The following is a 16,042-nucleotide window of genomic DNA, read 5'->3' as shown; positions in this document are numbered from 1 at the left end:
GTTTGACGATTCAAGCATAGACGCGGCATTGAGACATGGGCAGCGGGCAGGCTGCAAGCGTGCAGGATCGACGGCTGGATGGCATTCAGCTGTGCTGATAGCGATGCAGTCGCTCATGCATGCGCGCCTGCAAGCGCCAGCGGGCGGCATCCTCAAGCATGCGGCCAGCCCACAGGTAGACGTTGGCGTCGTGAATCTGCCGGCGCAGGCTGCTCATGCGCTCCCGCTGCTCGGCCGGGTGCATGCACAGGGCTTGTTGCAGCGTGTCGGCGAAGGATTCTGTGTGGTAGGGGTTGATGCTCAAGGCCTCACCGAGTTCGCGCGCAGCGCCAGCGAAACTGGAGAGCACCAGCACGCCCTGTTCGTCGTCGCGGGCGGCAGCGAATTCCTTGCACACCAGATTCATGCCGTCGTGCAGGCTACTCACCACGCACACATCGGCGGCGCCATACAGTGCCCGCACCGCAGCCTGGTCGCGGTGCTCCACGAGCAGTGTGACCGGGGTATAGCCGGGGCGGCCGAAGCGGTTGTTGATCTGCATTGCACGGCGTGCCACGCGCTCGCTGAGCGCGGCGTAATCGGCGAGGCTGCTGCGCGTCGGGGCGGCCAGTTGCAGCAGGCACAGGCGGCCAATCCATTCAGGGTGTTTTTCAAGCAGGCGTTCGAAGGCAATGAACTTCTCCTCGATGCCCTTGGTGTAGTCGAAACGATCGACGCCGAGAATCAGCTTTTGTCCTGCTGTGATGCCCAGGGCTTCGCGGCCGAGCTGCCGTTGGTGGGCGCTGTCCGGCGTGGTGGCGGGCCAGGCGATCGAGATCGGATAGCTGTCGACCAGGGTTTCGCGGCCGGCATGGAACACGCTGGAGCGCTCGGTTTCGAGGCGCGCCTCGAGGAAGCGCTCGACCGTGGCGAGGAAGTTTTGCTGGTGGTGACGGGTCTGGAAGCCGAGGATGGTCGAGCCCAGCAGACCTTGCAAAATCTCGGTGCGCCATGGGCAGATGCCGAAGGCTTCCGGCGTAGGCCAGGGAATGTGCCAGAAGCAAAGGATAGTGGCTTCCGGCAGGCGCTGGCGGATCAGTGCCGGTACCAGGGCCAGCTGGTAATCCTGCACCAGTACCACCGGGTTGTGGCTGCGCGCTTCGGCGATCACGGCATCTGCAAAGCGCTGGTTGACCTGGCGGTAGTGCTGCCAGTCCGCCTCGCGGAATACCGGCCGCACGTGAGCCAGGTGGCACAGGGCCCAGATGCCTTCGTTGGAGAGGCCGTCGTAATAGCCGCGCACCTCTTCCTCGCTGAGCCACAGGCGGCGCAGGCGGTAATCCTGTTGTCCGGGCGGCAGCATCAGGTGGTCTGCCGCGTCGACACATTCACGGTCCGCGTTGCCGCTGCCATGGGCGATCCAGGTGCCGGAGCAGGCCTGCAGCACCGGCTCAAGCGCAGTTACCAGGCCGCTGGCGGGCTGGCGCACGAGCAGGGCGTCGCCAATGCGTTCATGGGTCCACGGTTCGCGGTTGGAAACGACCAGCAGTTCGTCTCCGTGCAGATGGCTGGCGAGCAGGCTGCGCAAACGTTCCGCGGTCCAGTCAGCGTCGCTGTACTGACCGTGGCGGTAGTGGTCCTCCAGGTCGCGCAGACGGGTGCGCAGATCATCCATGAAGGAGCGGAATTCCGGCGGAGCGGCCAGGGTGTTGCTGGCCGGATTGAGCATTGTGCGCAGGGCCAGGTTCCAGCGCCGCCAGTTGTATTGGGTGAGGAGCACGATCAGCAAGGCGACGGTGAGCCCCATCATGAGCATGAAGACCAGCAGGTATTGCTGCGACAGGCGGGTACGGCGCTCAACGAAGGCCAAATCGTGCAGCAGGACCAGATCGGCAATGTGATGCTCTTCGGTGCTGACCGGGAAGATCCCCAGCATGACCTTGCCGAGCGGCAGGGTGAGTTCCACGTTGCCGTTGCGTTGCAGGGCGTGGGCCTGGGCACAGTCGAGGTCGGTCGGAAAATCCTTGGTGCGATGCATCAGCAGGCCATTGGTGCTGCACAGGGCGATGGCGCTCAGGCGTTCGTCGCGGATGGTGCGCTCGAAGAGGGCGTGGATGCGATCCCACTGACCGTTGTCGAGCACCTTGCTGATGGTGTCGGACTGGGCATTGGCAATCAGGCTGCCGCGCAAGCCTAGATCGCGCAGAAACCAGCGCTCGGTGAGCTCTTCGGTCACGTTCATGGCCAGCCAGCCACCAAGGGCGAGGATCAGCAGCAGGGGGGCCAGCAGGCGCAGGTAGAGCCGTAAATGCATCAAGGAAGACGGGCAATGTATTTGTGGCAATACAGTACACTCGCCGGCTGTGTACCTCAACCGGAGTCATGATGAAGACCAAGCGCGTGCGCAACATCCTGCTGGTTCTGGATAGCGCGCAACCTTTCCATCGTGCCGTGATGAGCGGCGTTGGGGCCTTTGTGCGTGGCAGCGAGCTGGACTGGCGCCTGAGCATCAGCAAGCGCCTGCCGGAAGATCTGAGCGGCATGGATGGCCTCATCACGGATGCTGAAACGCCCGGACTTGAACTCGTTCTGCCTCGGATAAGCGCGCTGCCGGGGGTGTTCATCGCGAGTGCTGCGAGTGCCGGACTCGCCGCTGCGGAGCCGCGGGTGTGTGCGGATAATGCGGCCATGATCGGATTGGCCATCGCGCATTTGCGGGAAAACGGGGTGCAGTACCTGGCCGGCTTTTCCCTTCTGCGTTATCAGGACATGCCCTGGGCCAGGGAGCGCTTGGAGGCCTTCCGGGCGCAGGCGGGGGCCAATCCGCGCCTGCGTGAAGCGGTTTCGCCACCGGATGGCAGTACCGCCAGCGTGCAGGATCTCGACTGGGTGCGCGCTCTGCCCACCCGCACCGGTGTAGTCGCTGTTAATGATTCGGCGGCGCGGGAGTTGCTGCAGCTGTGCGAGCAGGCGGGGCGCCAGGTTCCGCGCGACATCGCGATCGTCGGGATCGACAATGATCCGCTGGTGGCCGCCCTGTCACCGCTGCCGATTTCTTCAGTGACCCAGCCTGCCGAAGAAATTGGGCGCAAGGCCGCAGAGCTGTTGCGCCGGCGCCTGCAGCGCCCGCTGGAGGCGCCGGCCGGGCTGGCCATTGCGCCGCAAGGGGTGCAACTGGCGGCAACCAGTAGCAAGGCCAGCACTCTGGTGAGTGGCGCGCTGGAATTCATCGATGCGCAACTGGGGCGCTGCATCAAGGCGCAGCAGGTGGCGGATTTCATGGGCGTGTCGCGTGCCACCCTGGAGCGCAGCTTCCTGACCCAACTGGGGGTGACCGTGCATGACGAGCTACTGCGTCGGCGCATTGCCCAGGCCAAAAGCATGCTGGCGAGGCGTGAGCTGAGCACCTCGGAGATTGCCCGGCATTGTGGTTTCCGCACCCAGCAGTACATGCACGTGGTGTTCAAACGCGAGATCGGTTTGTCTCCGGCCGAGTTCGCCCTGCATGCGCCACAGGCCGGCGAAGCCCCTGAATAAAGCGGGGTTGTTGTTCTGGTGCAACACCTTGTTGCGCCAGTTCGGGGTTTTCCCCTCCCGGCCGGCTCTCCCGAGCGCTACGAGCAATCCCCGCCAGGCATGGCTTTCAGGTGTGCCCTGACGCGATTTCAAACAGATTGCCCGGCAATAACGAAATTGAGGGGGTGGGGCGCTGCGGGTCAAATCGCCCTGACCTCTGATCAACGTCCGCCCCGCAGCCATGCCGGGGTGGCCCCGCAGGGTGCGGGGATCCAGCCATCGGCGGGGTTCGGCGAGAGAGTCATCCATTCACGTGAGGAGAAATCCATGCAGAAGAAACTCATTGCCCTGGCCGTTGCTGGCCTGATGTCCGGCGCCGCGTTCGCCCAGACTTCCGTGACCATCGGCGGTAAGGTTGATGCCGGTTATCAATTCAAGAAGACCGCCAACGCTGATACCAGCGGCGGCTCCAACGGCGGCAAGACCACCGAAACCCTGTCGGATGGCAGCGCTTCCACCTCGCGCATCACCGTCAGCGCCAAGGAAACCATCAACAAGGATCTGGAAGCCGGTGTCAGCATCGATCTGCGCTTCTCTGATTTCTTCGATGGCAAGGCCACCAACAACAGCACCACCTCCACCGTTGCCGGTGTGGGCGGCCTGACCTCCAACGATAAGAAGGCCGTGTACCTGAAGAGCAACATGCTCGGTCGCGTGCAGTGGGGCGTGCAGAACTTCGGTGACGATTTCTACGTCGCCAGCAAGCCTTACATGGTTGAGCCGAAGGACCTGGAATTCGTCAAGTACGGCATCTCCACCTACCGCATGACCGCGCTGACCAACCGTACCACCCAGTACCTGACCCCGACCCTGAGCCTCGGCTCCTTCAAGATCGGTGGCCAAGCCATCTACGCTATTGGTGATGGCCGTAAGAGCGGTGACAGCAACGTCAACAGCACCAGCAGCGGCGACGTTCTGGGCGGTGGCTTCCAGTTCGCCTTCGGCAAGGTGGTGAACGGCGGTTACGACTATGTGAGCCGTGCCAGCACCGGCGTGACCGATGCAAGCGAAGATGGCATGCGCTTCCAACGCGCCTTCGTGTCGGTGTTCCCGATCGGTGGTCTGAAGCTGGCGGGTACCTACTCCACCCAGAATGGTCGCGCTCGCGCTATCAACACCGCCTATCAGGACAAGATCACCAACGCCGTCGTGTCGTACAACTTCAACGACAAGGCTTCCGTCGGTGTCGAGTACTCGATCGTGCGTGACGTCGGCAGCAACCGTAACAGCGGCCATGGCTGGATGATGGGCGGCGCTTACTTCCTGACCAAGAGCGTGTATGTCTACGGCGCTGTGCAGAAGAGCGACTGGGAACGCAACGAAAACAGCGTGGGTGGTTATGACGGCACCGCTGCGGGCTTCGGCGCAACCCGTTCCGCTACCAAGCGCGACGAGCGTTACACCCGCGTGGGCTTCGTGAAGGAGTTCTGATCCTTCCTCCGGAAGTGTCAAACGACTTGAAAAGGCAGCCTTCGGGCTGCCTTTTTTTCGGCTGCACGGAGAACACACATGAACACCTACGCCAGGGAAGTGCTGCTACGGCTGATGCTGCTGGAAGAGCTGCTTGCCGTAGCGGATGACGAGGCTGGACTTGAAGCCATGCTGGCAGGACTGAGCCGGCTCGATGAGGGGCTGTTACAACGCCTGGAGCGGGATCTCGGCCTGGTGCAGACGGCGCTGGAGCGCTGCTCGCCGGTCTGAAGAGCGCTGTTTCGGCGGGGCTTGTGCGGCTATCATCGCCCCATGCCTGCTCTTGACCCGGATGCCATCCGGTTTTCCTCCAGCACAGCACCGGAAGATCCGGCGGAGCGTCTTGCTTGGCGCCTGCAACTGCTGCTCAATGCGACACGCCGGCATGCGCGTCGTCGCGAACGCGAAACCGGCCTTGGTCTCCCCCAGCTGCGTGCCCTGCAGTGCGTGCAGGCCCGGCCCGGACTGGGGGTGAATGAGCTGGCGCGCGAACTCGGCCTGCATCAATCCACTGTCAGCAACATGTTGCGCCCGCTCACTATGCAGGGCTGGCTGGAGGCGCGCCGCACCGGCAGTGATCGCCGGACGGTGGCCCTGTATCTGTGCGAGCCCGATAAGCCCCTGCCTGCGCCCTGGCCTCAAGGGGGCAGCGAGCCTCTGCCAGAGGCGCTGGCGAGCCTCGATGAAGCTCTCTTGCGGCGCCTCGATGCCGACCTGGCGCGGGTCCAGGCGGCCTTGCTGGAGCTATTGCCGGAAGGCTGAGGCTGAGGCTCAGGCGCCGGTGTGTCCCATGGCTTCGCCCATGCGGATCGCGCCACCCGGCAGCCAGGCCGGATTGAAGCTCACGCCGGGCTGTGGGAAGAGCATCACGACGGTGGAGCCGAGCAGGAAGCGCCCCATCTCGGCGCCCTGGGCCAGACGGATATCCTGCCCGTCGTAACGCCATTCGCGCACATCCTTCACGCGCGGCGGATTCACCACGCCATGCCATACCGTGGCCATGCTGCCGACAATGGTGGCGCCCACCAGCACCAGCACAAAGGGTCCGGCCTCCCCCTCAAATACGCACACCACCCGTTCGTTGCGTGCAAACAAACCCGGCACGCCGCGTGCGGTGGTCGGATTCACCGAGAACAGCTCACCCGGCACATGGATCATGCGGGTGAGGCGGCCGGTGGCTGGCATGTGAATGCGGTGGTAGTCGCGCGGAGACAAGTAAAGGGTTGCGAAGCTGCCGTTGTAGAACTGTTTGGCGAGTTCGGCATCGCCGCCGACCAGGGCGGTGGTCGAGTAGCTGTGCCCCTTGGCCTGGAACACCTGATCCCCGGCAATCGCGCCGAACTGGCTGATGGCGCCATCCACTGGGCAGATCAGCGGTGCATCGGCCAGCGGGCGGGCATCCTCACGCAAGGCGCGGGTAAAAAATTCATTGAAGGTCGGGTAGGCCGTGATATCCGGATTGGCCGCCTCGCTCATGTTCACGCCGTAGCGGCCGACGAACCAGCGGATGACGGCACTGGTCAGCCCGCCCAGCGGTTTGCTGGCGAAGCGCCCAGCCAGTTCGGTGAGCATTTGCTTGGGCAGCAGATGCTGGGGCAGGACTTTGAGACGATCGGACATGGCAGCGGCGAGGTGAGCAGACAGGGCCGCAATTGTAGCTGCCAGGGCGCACTCAGTGCGTGCTAGTGGCGGCCTTCGAGCTCCGACGGCGGCTGCTTTTGGGCGCGCTTTCCGCTGCGGCTTCTTCCGTGCCCGCCTCTTCTTCTGTCTTGGCCTTGCTCTTGGGCATCGCACCCAGCGTGGGCAGCTCGGGCTTCACGGTGTCGATCTTGTTCTCAGCCATGTAATCGTTCATTTCGCGCCAGCCGGCGAAGATGGCCGCCTTATGCCCGCCCGGATTCAGGGTGTAGCAATCCTCCAGTGCCCGCCCGGCATGCCGGCAAGCGCTGCCAATGGCCTTGCCTTCCGCCTCCTTGGCCGCTGCATCTTTGGCCGGGTCGGGAATGCCCAGTTGCTCGCAGGCGCCGAGGCTGAGCAGCAGGAGCAAAGGGAGGGTCAGGCGAGCGCGTGTCATGGCAAGGGTCCGAAAGGAGAATGTCCTGCAAGCAATAACGTCACCCGGCGGGGAGGACTTGAACCGTCCGTCACCCGGGGACCGCGCTGCGCGTTCCGGGTTTGGGAGGGGCGTGGGCGGCGCCTATAATCCGGCTCTCTGTTGTTGCTGCTTCCGGAGTTTTTCATGACCCAATTCCCCCTTCGCGCCGGCACCTTGCTGACGTCCCTCGTGCTGGCCGCAGCGGCCATGCCGGTTCATGCCGCGCCTGCCAAGGCGGCACCCGCCAAGACTCCGGCCACCCCGGTTCAGATCGAGCTGAGTCATGGCCTCGGCGCCGACAAGGGCGCCCAGTTGCTGAAGCTGGTCGAGCGTTTCAATGCCGCCAACCCCGGCAGCACGGTGATGCTGAGCGAGCGCCACTGGAGCGAAGGTGCCCAGCCGGTGCTGAGCATCGTGGCGGAAGCGGATGAAGAGAATTTCCTGAGCGGCCCGTCGCGTTTCAAGCCCCTGTGGCAGGTCATGAAAGACGCCCGCGAGCCGCTCAATACCCTGCGTCCGGGTGACGTGAAGGTCATGGTGCCTTCCTCGCTGGACAGCGCCGGGCGCCTGCAGGCCCTGCCGGTCGCCCTGTCCACACCGGTGATGTTCTACAACGTCAAGGCACTGGAAGCGGTCGGCATCAATGGCAGCAATCTGCCGAAGAACTGGAACGACTGGCAGACCGTGCTGGGCAAGCTGGTGGCTGCCGGTCAGGCCTGCCCGATGACGGTTTCTCAGCCCGTGTCCACCCTGCTCGAAAACGCCAGCGCCTGGAATAACCAGGCCTTCGTCACGGGCGGCAAGAACGAGCAGATCGCCGTCAACGGCCTGATTCAGGTGAAGCATCTGGCCAAGATGAGCACCTGGTACAAGGCCCGCTACCTGCACTACTTCGGCCGCGGCAATGAAGGCGAAGCGCGCTTCGCCCGCGGTGACTGTGCCGTGCTGGCTGCGCCTTCCGGCGCTTACCCGACCCTCGTGCGTGAAGCTGGCTTTGAAGTGGGTGTGGGCGGCTATCCGTATCACGACGATGCCTATGGCGCGCCGCAGAATACCTGGGCGGATGGCCCGGCGCTGTGGGTGGCCTCCGGCAAATCGGCGGCCGAATACAAGCTGGCGGCGCGCTTTATCCGCTTCTGGCTGTCGGCCCAGAGCCAGGTGGAATGGCAGCTCAATTCGGGCTACCTGCCGTTGAGCGAAGCCGGCCTGCTGGCCACCCAGGCCAGCAAGCTGTTGCGTGATGAGCTGGTTGCCCAGCGCGTGGCCATCAGCCAGCTCACTTACAAGCCGGTGACCAGCTTTTCCTACGCCACTGCTTTTGCCCACCGTCGCGGTGTGCGCCGTGTTCTGGCCGAGGAAATGGAAGCCGTGTTTGCCGACCAGAAGCCGCCCAAGCAGGGCCTCGACGACGCGGTGCAGCGCATCAAGGCCGGTGAGCAGGGCTGCTGCCGCCCGCTGGCGACCATGCCGGCAGGCCAGCTGAACTGAGTCTGTTGTGCCGTTCTGAAAGCCCGGGATCGCCGCAAGGCCCCCGGGCTTTTTAACGCCTGATCTCTGCCGCGGGTACCGGCCGCGAAATCAGGTAGCCCTGCAGGTATTCGCAGCCGAGTTCGGTCAGCATGCGTGCCTGCTCTTCGGTTTCCACGCCTTCGGCCACGATCTTCATGCCCAGGCTGTGGCCCATGGCGATGATCGCGCGGACCAGGGCGAGATTGCGTTCGCTGCGTTCGATGCCGTTCACGAAGGCCCGGTCAATTTTCAGGGTCTGCAGGTGGAAGCGGGTGAGATAGCTCAGCGATGAGTAGCCGGTGCCGAAATCGTCGAGCGATACGCCGATGCCCATGGCATTGACGGCGTCGATGACGCGGATCACCGTGTCGGCTTCGTCGATGAGCACCCGCTCGGTGAGTTCGATTTCCAGCTCGTCGGGCGCTGCGCCGCTACGGGCCAGGAATTCGCGCAGCAGGAGCAGGAAATCCGGATCGACCAGCTGGGCGGCGGAGACGTTCACGCTCACGCAGATCGGTCCGGCGGCTTCATCAGCCCAGCTGCGAGCCTGGCGGGTGGCCTCCTGCAGCACCCAGCAACCAATCTCCACGATCAGGCCGCTTTCCTCGGCAATCGGAATGAAGCGATCCGGGCCGACGAAACCGAGTCTGGGCGTGCTCCAGCGGATCAGTGCCTCCACCTTGCTCAGCTTGCGGCTGCGCGCCTCGACGATGGGCTGATAGACGAGGCGGAACTCGTTGCGGGCGATGGCGTGCTGCAGGGCTTCGTCGATCAGCAAGGCGTCGCGGGCGAGGGTATTGAAGGCCTCCTCGAAGACTTTCAGGCGTCCGCGTCCGCCATCCTTGGCTGCGTACATTCCGGAATCGGCTGCGCGCAGCAGATTCTCCGGGTCCGTACCATGGGCGGGGCTCAGCGCGATGCCGATGCTGGCAGCCATGGCGACCCGGAAGGGCGGCAGTTCAAAGGGGTCGCGCAAATCGTCGAGGATGCGCTGGGCGAGGCGGGTGGCGGTTTCCTCCGCAGCCGCCAGATCCAGCTGGCTGGAGACGATCACAAATTCGTCGCCGCCGAAGCGGGCCAGTACATCCTCGCTGCCGGCCAGCTTGCGCAGGCGCTGGCCGACCAGACGCAGCAGCTCGTCGCCCACCGAATGTCCCAGCGTATCGTTGATGCGCCTGAAGTGATCGAGATCGATCAGCAGCACGCTGCAGGCGCTGGCGCTCTGGCCGGACAGGATCAGTGCTGTCTGCAGGTGGCGCTGCAGGGCCGGGCGGTTGAACAGGCCAGTGACCGGATCGATGTTGGCCGCCTGCACGAGCGCCTGTTCCTGCTGCTTGCGCTGCGAGATGTCGAGGATCTGGGTCAGCACGCTGAGCTGGCCCCGGATGCGGCAGGGGCTGCTGATCAGTTCCACCGGCAGGCGCTGGCCGTCGCGGATGATGTACTCATCCTCGCTGATGAGTGGGATCTGCGCGCCTGCGGCCGTCACCCGCAGGAACCATTCGTGGGCCTTAGCGGCACTGCGGCCCGAGGCAATGTCGTTGATGTTGCGCCCGAGCAGTTCCTGCGCATGCTGGCGGCCGATCAGTTGGGCGAACTTGTCGTTTGCCGCCAGAATTTCGCCGGCTTCGTTGCGGATCAGGAAACCATTGCCCTGACCATCGATGGTGGCGCGGAACAGGGCCTGCGACTCGCGCAGCACAGCGTGGATCAGGCCGAGACTGGAGGCCGTCTTGAGCAAGAAGCCCAAGGCCAGGATCGGAGCGATCGAGTCGTTCAGCCACAAGAGCAACGGGCCGCTCAGATTCAGCATGGCGCGCAGCAGCAGCAGCAAGGCCAGCAGGTGATAGGCCCGGTCGCAGCGCCGGAGTTGCAGCGCGCTCCACAGCAATACGCCGCCGAGGCACAGGAATGCCGCGTTGCGCCCGAGGGCGGGGGAGAGGGTGGCCAGCACGAGCATCGCCGGTGTGAGTACGGCCAGCACCAGAGCGCCACGGCGCCAGTGCAACGGCAGACCGCAGAAATGCCGGGTGCCGAAACCGTAGCCGGCGATGCCCAGCACCATGCACAGCATTAGCAGGCCGCGTACGCTGGGACTGTGGAGCGCCAGTACGGGGCCGCCGAGAGTCGCCAGGCTGATCAAGATCTGGCCGCCTCCCCACAGCAGCGCGTACAGGTCTTCCCGGCGTACCAGCCATAGCACGATCAGGATGCTGCTCAGGGTGAGGTCGGCGGATAGGGAGAGGGCTGTGCTGTCCACGGTGCGGAAATGAGCTGTATCTGCCCACTAACGGCCTTTCCACCCGTTTCTGAACCGCCCTCGGCATCTGCTTACGATCTTTTGATTGTCATGTACTCGGTCTTCGACAGACTCCCGGCCAGCGTTTTACGAGAGCGTGCACCGGCACTCAGGCTTTCGATCGCCAGCCGTTGGCCAGTGCCGTGCCGGCCAGCACGATCACGCCACCGGCAAGCATCGTGAGGCTGATGTGTTCACCCAGAAATAGCGCCCCCCACAGCACGCCGAAGACCGGGATCAGGAAGGTCACGGTGAGGGTGCGAGCTGGGCCGATCTCGCTGACCAGGCGGAAATAGATCAGGTAGGCCCAGCCGGTGCAGATCAATGCCAGGGCTGTTACGGCCAACCAGTCACCTGCCTGCGGCACGCTGCGTGCTGGGATCAGCAGCGCCAGGGGCAGCACGCACAAGCTGGAGGCCCACATGCTGCCGTGGGCCTGATCGAAGGATGGGATGTGGCTGGCGTGTTTCTTCGCGTAACTGGTGGCCAGCGCGTAGCACAGCGGCGCGAGCAGGGCCGCACCGGCCGCGAGTGCCGCACCTTCGCTGCGCGTGCTGGCCTCGCTTCCCACGATCAGGGCCACTCCGGCAAAGCCCAGGCTCAGGCCGATGGCCGCGCCCCGGCTCAGCGGCGTACCGAGCCAGATGCGGGCGACCAGCGCACCGAAGATCGGTGCGGCCGCATTGATGATGGCCAGCAGGGAGGCGTTCAGGGTCTGCGCCGCAAAGGCATAGAGCAGAAAGGGCAGGCCGGAGTTGAAAACTCCCATGAAAGCATAGTGCCGCCCGTTGGCGCGCCAGTGGGCCGGTTTGTGCCAGTACAGCGCCAGGGCCAGCAGGAACACGGCTGCCAGACCCACCCGCAGGAGGATTAGCTTGCCCGGCCCGAATACCGGTACGCCGATGCGCATGAACAGGAAGGAGGCGCCCCAGATGGCGGCGAGCAGGATCAGGCGGGCGAGGTTGAGCGCAGACATGACAGGAGGCGAAGGCCGGGGAAGGCACTCACGTTAGCCGTGGTCAGTGGCTGGGGTCAATGCGGCGGAATGGCTCTTTGAGGGGGCTGCGCAGCATGCACGCAACACGTATGTGGGCGCCCCTGCAAGAGACGCAGAAACGACTTGTTCATTTTTGTAAAATAAAGTACAAATGCGAACGATTCGCAAAAACGGATCAAAAATAGAACCCGGGGTGCCAACGGTCTGTCAAAGGCCGGGCTTCGACTCCGGCAATCCCGCAGACCCTCACTCCGGAGTAGTTGCAATGCGCCCGAATTCCTTGCGTGTGTCCCGCCTTGCCCTGGCGGTCAATCTTGCGTTGATGTCACTGGCAGCCAGCCAGTCCGTGCTGGCTCAGACCTCCCCCGCCAAAACAGACGAGAAGACTCTCGGCACGGTCCGTGTGACGGCTGACAAGCCGGTCGAGATCGAGGCCAAGAGTACCTACCAGGCCACTACCACCACCATCGGCAAGGGCAAGCAGGCGCTGCGCGACATTCCGCAGTCGGTGACGGTGGTTACCGAAAAGCTGATCGATGACCGCAATCTGGATACCCTCAAGGATGTGCTGCACCAGACCGCTGGGGTGACCTTCCTGGCGGCCGAAGGCGGCGAGGAAGACATCCGCCTGCGTGGTTTCTCGCTGCAGCAGAGTGGTGATATCTACATTGATGGCATGCGCGACCCCGGCATCTACGAGCGCGACACCTTCAACTATGACCGCGTCGAAGTGCTGCGCGGCTCGGCTTCGATGCTCTTCGGCCGTGGTTCCACCGGCGGGGTAGTGAACCAGGTCAGCAAGCAGGCTTTCCTGATGGACCAGAACGAGGTGGACTTCACCTACGGTACGGGCAATTACAAGCGCCTGGAGACTGATCTGAACATCGTCACCGGGCAGGCTTCGGCCTTCCGCCTGACCGCCATGAAGGCGGATGCAGAGAACAACGGATCGGGTTCTTCGATTGACAAGGAAGGCGCTGCCGGCAATTTCCGCTACGGGATTGGCGAGCGCGATGAGTTTACCGCTTCGCTCTACTACCTGAAGAACCGCAATGGCATCAACTACGGCCTGCCCTGGCTGGCGCCGGACGCCCAGACCTCCGGGCTTGGGTTGATCGACAAGGATCCGTCCGCTTACTACGGAGTGGATAGCGATTACGCCAACAGTGACATCCTGCATGGCACCGTGGGCCATATCCACCGCTTTTCCGGTCAGGCTGAGCTGAAGACGGTTTTCCGTGCCGGCCAGTACAACCGCGACCAGCGTGCCAGCGCGGTGCGTTTTGCTGCGGCCAGCGCCCAACCTAATCGTCAATCGGTGTACGAGTCCAATATCAGCGACAACACTGTGTTGACGCGTGGCAGCAACAACAAGGCCATGGATCTGGAAGTGCAGAGCTTGCAGAGTGATTACTCGGACAAGCTCACGCTACTGGGCATGAAAAACGAGATCCTGTCCGGTGTCGATATCAACCATGAGCGCCGCAATACCTATGGTTTCGTCACCCCGGCCGGGGTCAACCTCACCAAGAGCAACACTACCCTCGGTGACGATGACGGCACTTCCGGAGTGACCGAGGAGTTGCGTCAGAAGCTGCGCAGTGCTGACTTCGACTATCTCTCCGCTGGCGCCTATTTCCAGGATCTCGTGCAGATCGCTGAAAACTGGAAGCTGCTCGGTGGTCTGCGTTACGACTACGCCAATGGCGAGTACCGGACCTGGGGCACCTCCGGTGCGACCGCCGGGACGGTCACTGCGAACCGTGGCCGTCACGACAAGATGCCGAGCAAGCGTTTTGGTGCGATGTATCAGCCGAGCGCGGCGACCTCGTTCCACTTCTCGTGGGGTACCTCCTTCAACACCTCGGGCGACACCTATCAGTACGATGCGTTGGGCAGCAACACCGATCCCGAGAAGAGCAAGAACGTGGAAGTGGGGAGCAAGCTGGAGTTCTTTGGCGGCGACATGAGCGTGCGCACTGCGCTGTTCAAGTCCACCAAGTACAACGAGCGCAATACCGACACTGACACCGTGAACGCCACCAACTACGTCCTGTCCGGCGAGCGCTACACCAAGGGTGCCGAGCTTGACCTGGCGGGTCGCATCACGCCGGCCTGGGAGGCTTACCTGTCCTACTCCTGGATCCCGGTGGCCAAAATCTCCAAGGGCGCCCTGACCGGCAGCGAACAGGTAGGGCAGCGTCCCGGCCTGATTCCCAAGCATCAGGCTTCCTTGTGGTCCACCTACAAGGTTTCGGCTGACTGGCGTTTGGGTGCCGGTGTGGCCGGGCGGACCAAGATGTACCCGCAGTTGATCAACACCAATCAGGTCGAGGGTTATCTGACCTATGACGCGATGGTGGAATATGCGGCCACGCGCGACCTGACCCTCAAGCTCAATGGTACCAATCTGGGTAACAAGCTGTACGCGGACAACGTTTACCGTGGTCACTACATCCCCGGTAAGGGCCGCACGTTCGAGCTGACCGCGTCCTACAAGTTCTGAGTCTTATCGTTGTCGGGCCCGCCAAGTGCGGGCCCGTTTTGCTTTGTGGAGTCTCTGATGGATAAACGCAGTTTCCTGCGCAGCGCGGCCGCCATGCTCGCTGCAGCTTCTTTGCCTTTGCCTGCGCTAGCGGCCATGCCACGCCCCACCCGCCTGTTGGCCGGTTGGCGCAGCACGGTGGATCTGACTGCGCCGCTCAGCGGCGCACCTGGCGACTATGTGGGCGTGATCGAGATCGACTGGGCGGGGGCGGCGATCCGTTTGCAATCCGCGCTGCCGGTCTCTTCGCGCGGACATGGCTTGCTCGGCCTTGCTGACGGCGGTTATCTGGCCCTGGCCTATCGCCATGGCCTGTGGGTCATGCGTGCGGATGCTCAAGGCAAGCGGGCGGCGCTGCTTGATCTGGCCGCGGAGTCCGCGCGGGTTTCCGGCGGTCATATCGAACTGGCCGCGGATGGCCAGCATTTCTTTACCAGCGAGATCGAGCCCAAGAGCGGCCAGGGTTGGGTCAGCGTGCGCAGCATTGCGACCCTCAGGAAAGTCGCAGAGTGGCCCACGCGTGGTATGGACCCGCACCAGATCACGGTCGATGCGCAAGGCATGTTGCTGATTCCCAACGGCGGGATCCGCTACACCCCGGAAGGACGCAAGGACAAGCTCGACGACATGGATTCCTCGCTGGTGCGCCTGAATCCGGTCAATGGTGAAGTGCTTGGTCAGTGGCGTCTGCGCGATGCGCGCCTGTCGATGCGTCATCTGGCCTGGAACGAAACGCCGAAGGGCGAAACCCTGCTGGGCATCGCCCTGCAGGGCGAGCATGCCGATCCCGAGCGGCGCAAGGAAGCGCCAGTGCTGGCTGTGTGGAACGGCAAGGATCTCGCCATCCCGAGCCAGTCTCCTCTTGGTGAGGGCTATACCGGCGACATCATGGCTGGCCCTGGTGGCGGATTCATTCTTAGTGCCCAGCTCTCCGGCAAGGCCTTGTTGTGGCATCCGGGCGAGGCCGCCCGCCTGACCCTGATCGGCGAGTTCTTCCGCGCCGGTGCGCTATCCGGCCCGGACGAAGAAGGCGGTTTCCTGATCGCAGGCGAGAAGGGCCCGGCGCGCTGGCATCTGCGTGAGAAAGCCCAGATGCTGGCCTGGCCGATTCCGATGTCGCCCGACAATCACTGGAAATTGCTGGAGGCCTGAGCGGATGGGGCGCGTGTCGCGGGTCTTGCTGACCGCTCTGGTGTCGCTGCTCGCGGCGTGCGCCAGTACGCCGGAGGATGTCTGGCCTGAGCGCGAGGTATCGATCTTCCAGATGCGTCTGCGCGAACCTTTTCCGCTCGTCTACAACTATCGCCTGATGGATGGCCCGCCCAAGGGGCGCCTGATCCTGCGCCTGCATGTGAATGCGGCGGGTGACGTGCGTGGCGTGCGTCTGGTCCAGAGCAGTGGCCAGCCGAATCTCGACGAAGGGGCGATGCAGTCGGTCTGGAAGGCCAGCTTCCATCCTTGGCGGGTGGACGGGCAGGCCGTGCCGGTCAGTGTGGTCTTGCCCCTGCAACGCTGAGTAGCGTCCCAAAACTCAATGCGGTTGGCCCTCAAGGCCGCGTTTCCGGATGTCGG

General features: G+C 63.7%; 13 protein-coding genes. 8 read left to right on the top strand and 5 right to left on the bottom strand.

Annotated features, from left to right (window positions below; all coding sequences use genetic code 11):
* Positions 1-85: 85 nt before the first annotated feature.
* Positions 86-2,293: a trehalose-6-phosphate synthase gene (locus Q3Y64_RS07730; RefSeq protein WP_303560713.1), complete on the bottom strand. Its 2,208-nt coding sequence runs from the start codon at positions 2,291-2,293 to the stop codon at positions 86-88.
* Between the two features lie 68 nt (positions 2,294-2,361).
* Between Q3Y64_RS07730 and Q3Y64_RS07725 the strand changes: the two genes are divergently transcribed.
* The 4 genes from Q3Y64_RS07725 (at position 2,362) to Q3Y64_RS07710 (ending at position 5,787) form a co-directional block, all read left to right on the top strand.
* Positions 2,362-3,516: a substrate-binding domain-containing protein gene (locus Q3Y64_RS07725; RefSeq protein WP_303560708.1), complete on the top strand. Its 1,155-nt coding sequence runs from the start codon at positions 2,362-2,364 to the stop codon at positions 3,514-3,516.
* 306 nt (positions 3,517-3,822) lie between these two features.
* Positions 3,823-4,986 (top strand): porin, encoded by a 1,164-nt coding sequence (locus tag Q3Y64_RS07720; RefSeq protein ID WP_303560706.1) that lies wholly within the window; start codon positions 3,823-3,825, stop codon positions 4,984-4,986.
* Positions 4,987-5,064: 78 nt separating this feature from the next.
* Positions 5,065-5,256: a hypothetical protein gene (locus Q3Y64_RS07715; protein WP_101941980.1), complete on the top strand. Its 192-nt coding sequence runs from the start codon at positions 5,065-5,067 to the stop codon at positions 5,254-5,256.
* Positions 5,257-5,298: 42 nt separating this feature from the next.
* Entirely contained in the window at positions 5,299-5,787 is a 489-nt protein-coding gene (locus Q3Y64_RS07710) for a MarR family winged helix-turn-helix transcriptional regulator (protein ID WP_303560703.1), read from the top strand.
* A gap of 9 nt (positions 5,788-5,796) precedes the next feature.
* Here the strand turns inward: Q3Y64_RS07710 and asd are convergent, their stop codons facing one another.
* Both asd and Q3Y64_RS07700 read right to left on the bottom strand, forming a co-directional pair.
* Complete coding sequence (asd, locus tag Q3Y64_RS07705) at positions 5,797-6,645, bottom strand: archaetidylserine decarboxylase (protein WP_303560701.1); 849 nt, start codon at positions 6,643-6,645, stop codon at positions 5,797-5,799.
* Between the two features lie 52 nt (positions 6,646-6,697).
* Positions 6,698-7,099: a hypothetical protein gene (locus tag Q3Y64_RS07700; protein ID WP_101941977.1), complete on the bottom strand. Its 402-nt coding sequence runs from the start codon at positions 7,097-7,099 to the stop codon at positions 6,698-6,700.
* Positions 7,100-7,264: 165 nt separating this feature from the next.
* Between Q3Y64_RS07700 and Q3Y64_RS07695 the strand changes: the two genes are divergently transcribed.
* Positions 7,265-8,608 (top strand): extracellular solute-binding protein, encoded by a 1,344-nt coding sequence (locus tag Q3Y64_RS07695; RefSeq protein ID WP_303560698.1) that lies wholly within the window; start codon positions 7,265-7,267, stop codon positions 8,606-8,608.
* A gap of 52 nt (positions 8,609-8,660) precedes the next feature.
* Here Q3Y64_RS07695 and Q3Y64_RS07690 read toward each other — a convergent pair whose 3' ends face one another.
* Positions 8,661-10,889 (bottom strand): bifunctional diguanylate cyclase/phosphodiesterase, encoded by a 2,229-nt coding sequence (locus Q3Y64_RS07690; protein ID WP_303560696.1) that lies wholly within the window; start codon positions 10,887-10,889, stop codon positions 8,661-8,663.
* Positions 10,890-11,037: 148 nt separating this feature from the next.
* On the bottom strand, positions 11,038-11,904 hold the full coding sequence (locus tag Q3Y64_RS07685) for a DMT family transporter (protein ID WP_303560694.1): 867 nt from the start codon (positions 11,902-11,904) through the stop codon (positions 11,038-11,040).
* 286 nt (positions 11,905-12,190) lie between these two features.
* Here Q3Y64_RS07685 and Q3Y64_RS07680 point away from each other — a divergent pair, with 286 nt between their 5' ends.
* The 3 genes from Q3Y64_RS07680 to Q3Y64_RS07670 are packed head-to-tail and all read left to right on the top strand — an operon-like array spanning position 12,191 to position 15,986.
* Positions 12,191-14,431 carry a TonB-dependent siderophore receptor gene (locus Q3Y64_RS07680; protein ID WP_101941973.1) on the top strand — a complete coding sequence of 747 codons (2,241 nt, stop codon included), beginning with the start codon at positions 12,191-12,193 and terminating at the stop codon, positions 14,429-14,431.
* A 57-nt stretch (positions 14,432-14,488) separates the two neighbouring features.
* Positions 14,489-15,622, top strand: a complete 1,134-nt coding sequence (locus Q3Y64_RS07675) for a DUF1513 domain-containing protein (RefSeq protein ID WP_303560691.1) — start codon at positions 14,489-14,491, stop codon at positions 15,620-15,622.
* 13 nt (positions 15,623-15,635) lie between these two features.
* Positions 15,636-15,986 (top strand): energy transducer TonB, encoded by a 351-nt coding sequence (locus tag Q3Y64_RS07670; RefSeq protein WP_303560689.1) that lies wholly within the window; start codon positions 15,636-15,638, stop codon positions 15,984-15,986.
* The last annotated feature ends 56 nt before the right edge of the window (positions 15,987-16,042 follow it).

The sequence above is a fragment of the Uliginosibacterium sp. 31-12 genome, from assembly GCF_030548425.1.
GTDB lineage: Bacteria > Pseudomonadota > Gammaproteobacteria > Burkholderiales > Rhodocyclaceae > Uliginosibacterium > Uliginosibacterium aquaticum.
Note: the sequence above shows the minus strand (reverse complement) of the source record. Positions and strands in the feature narration are given on the sequence as shown.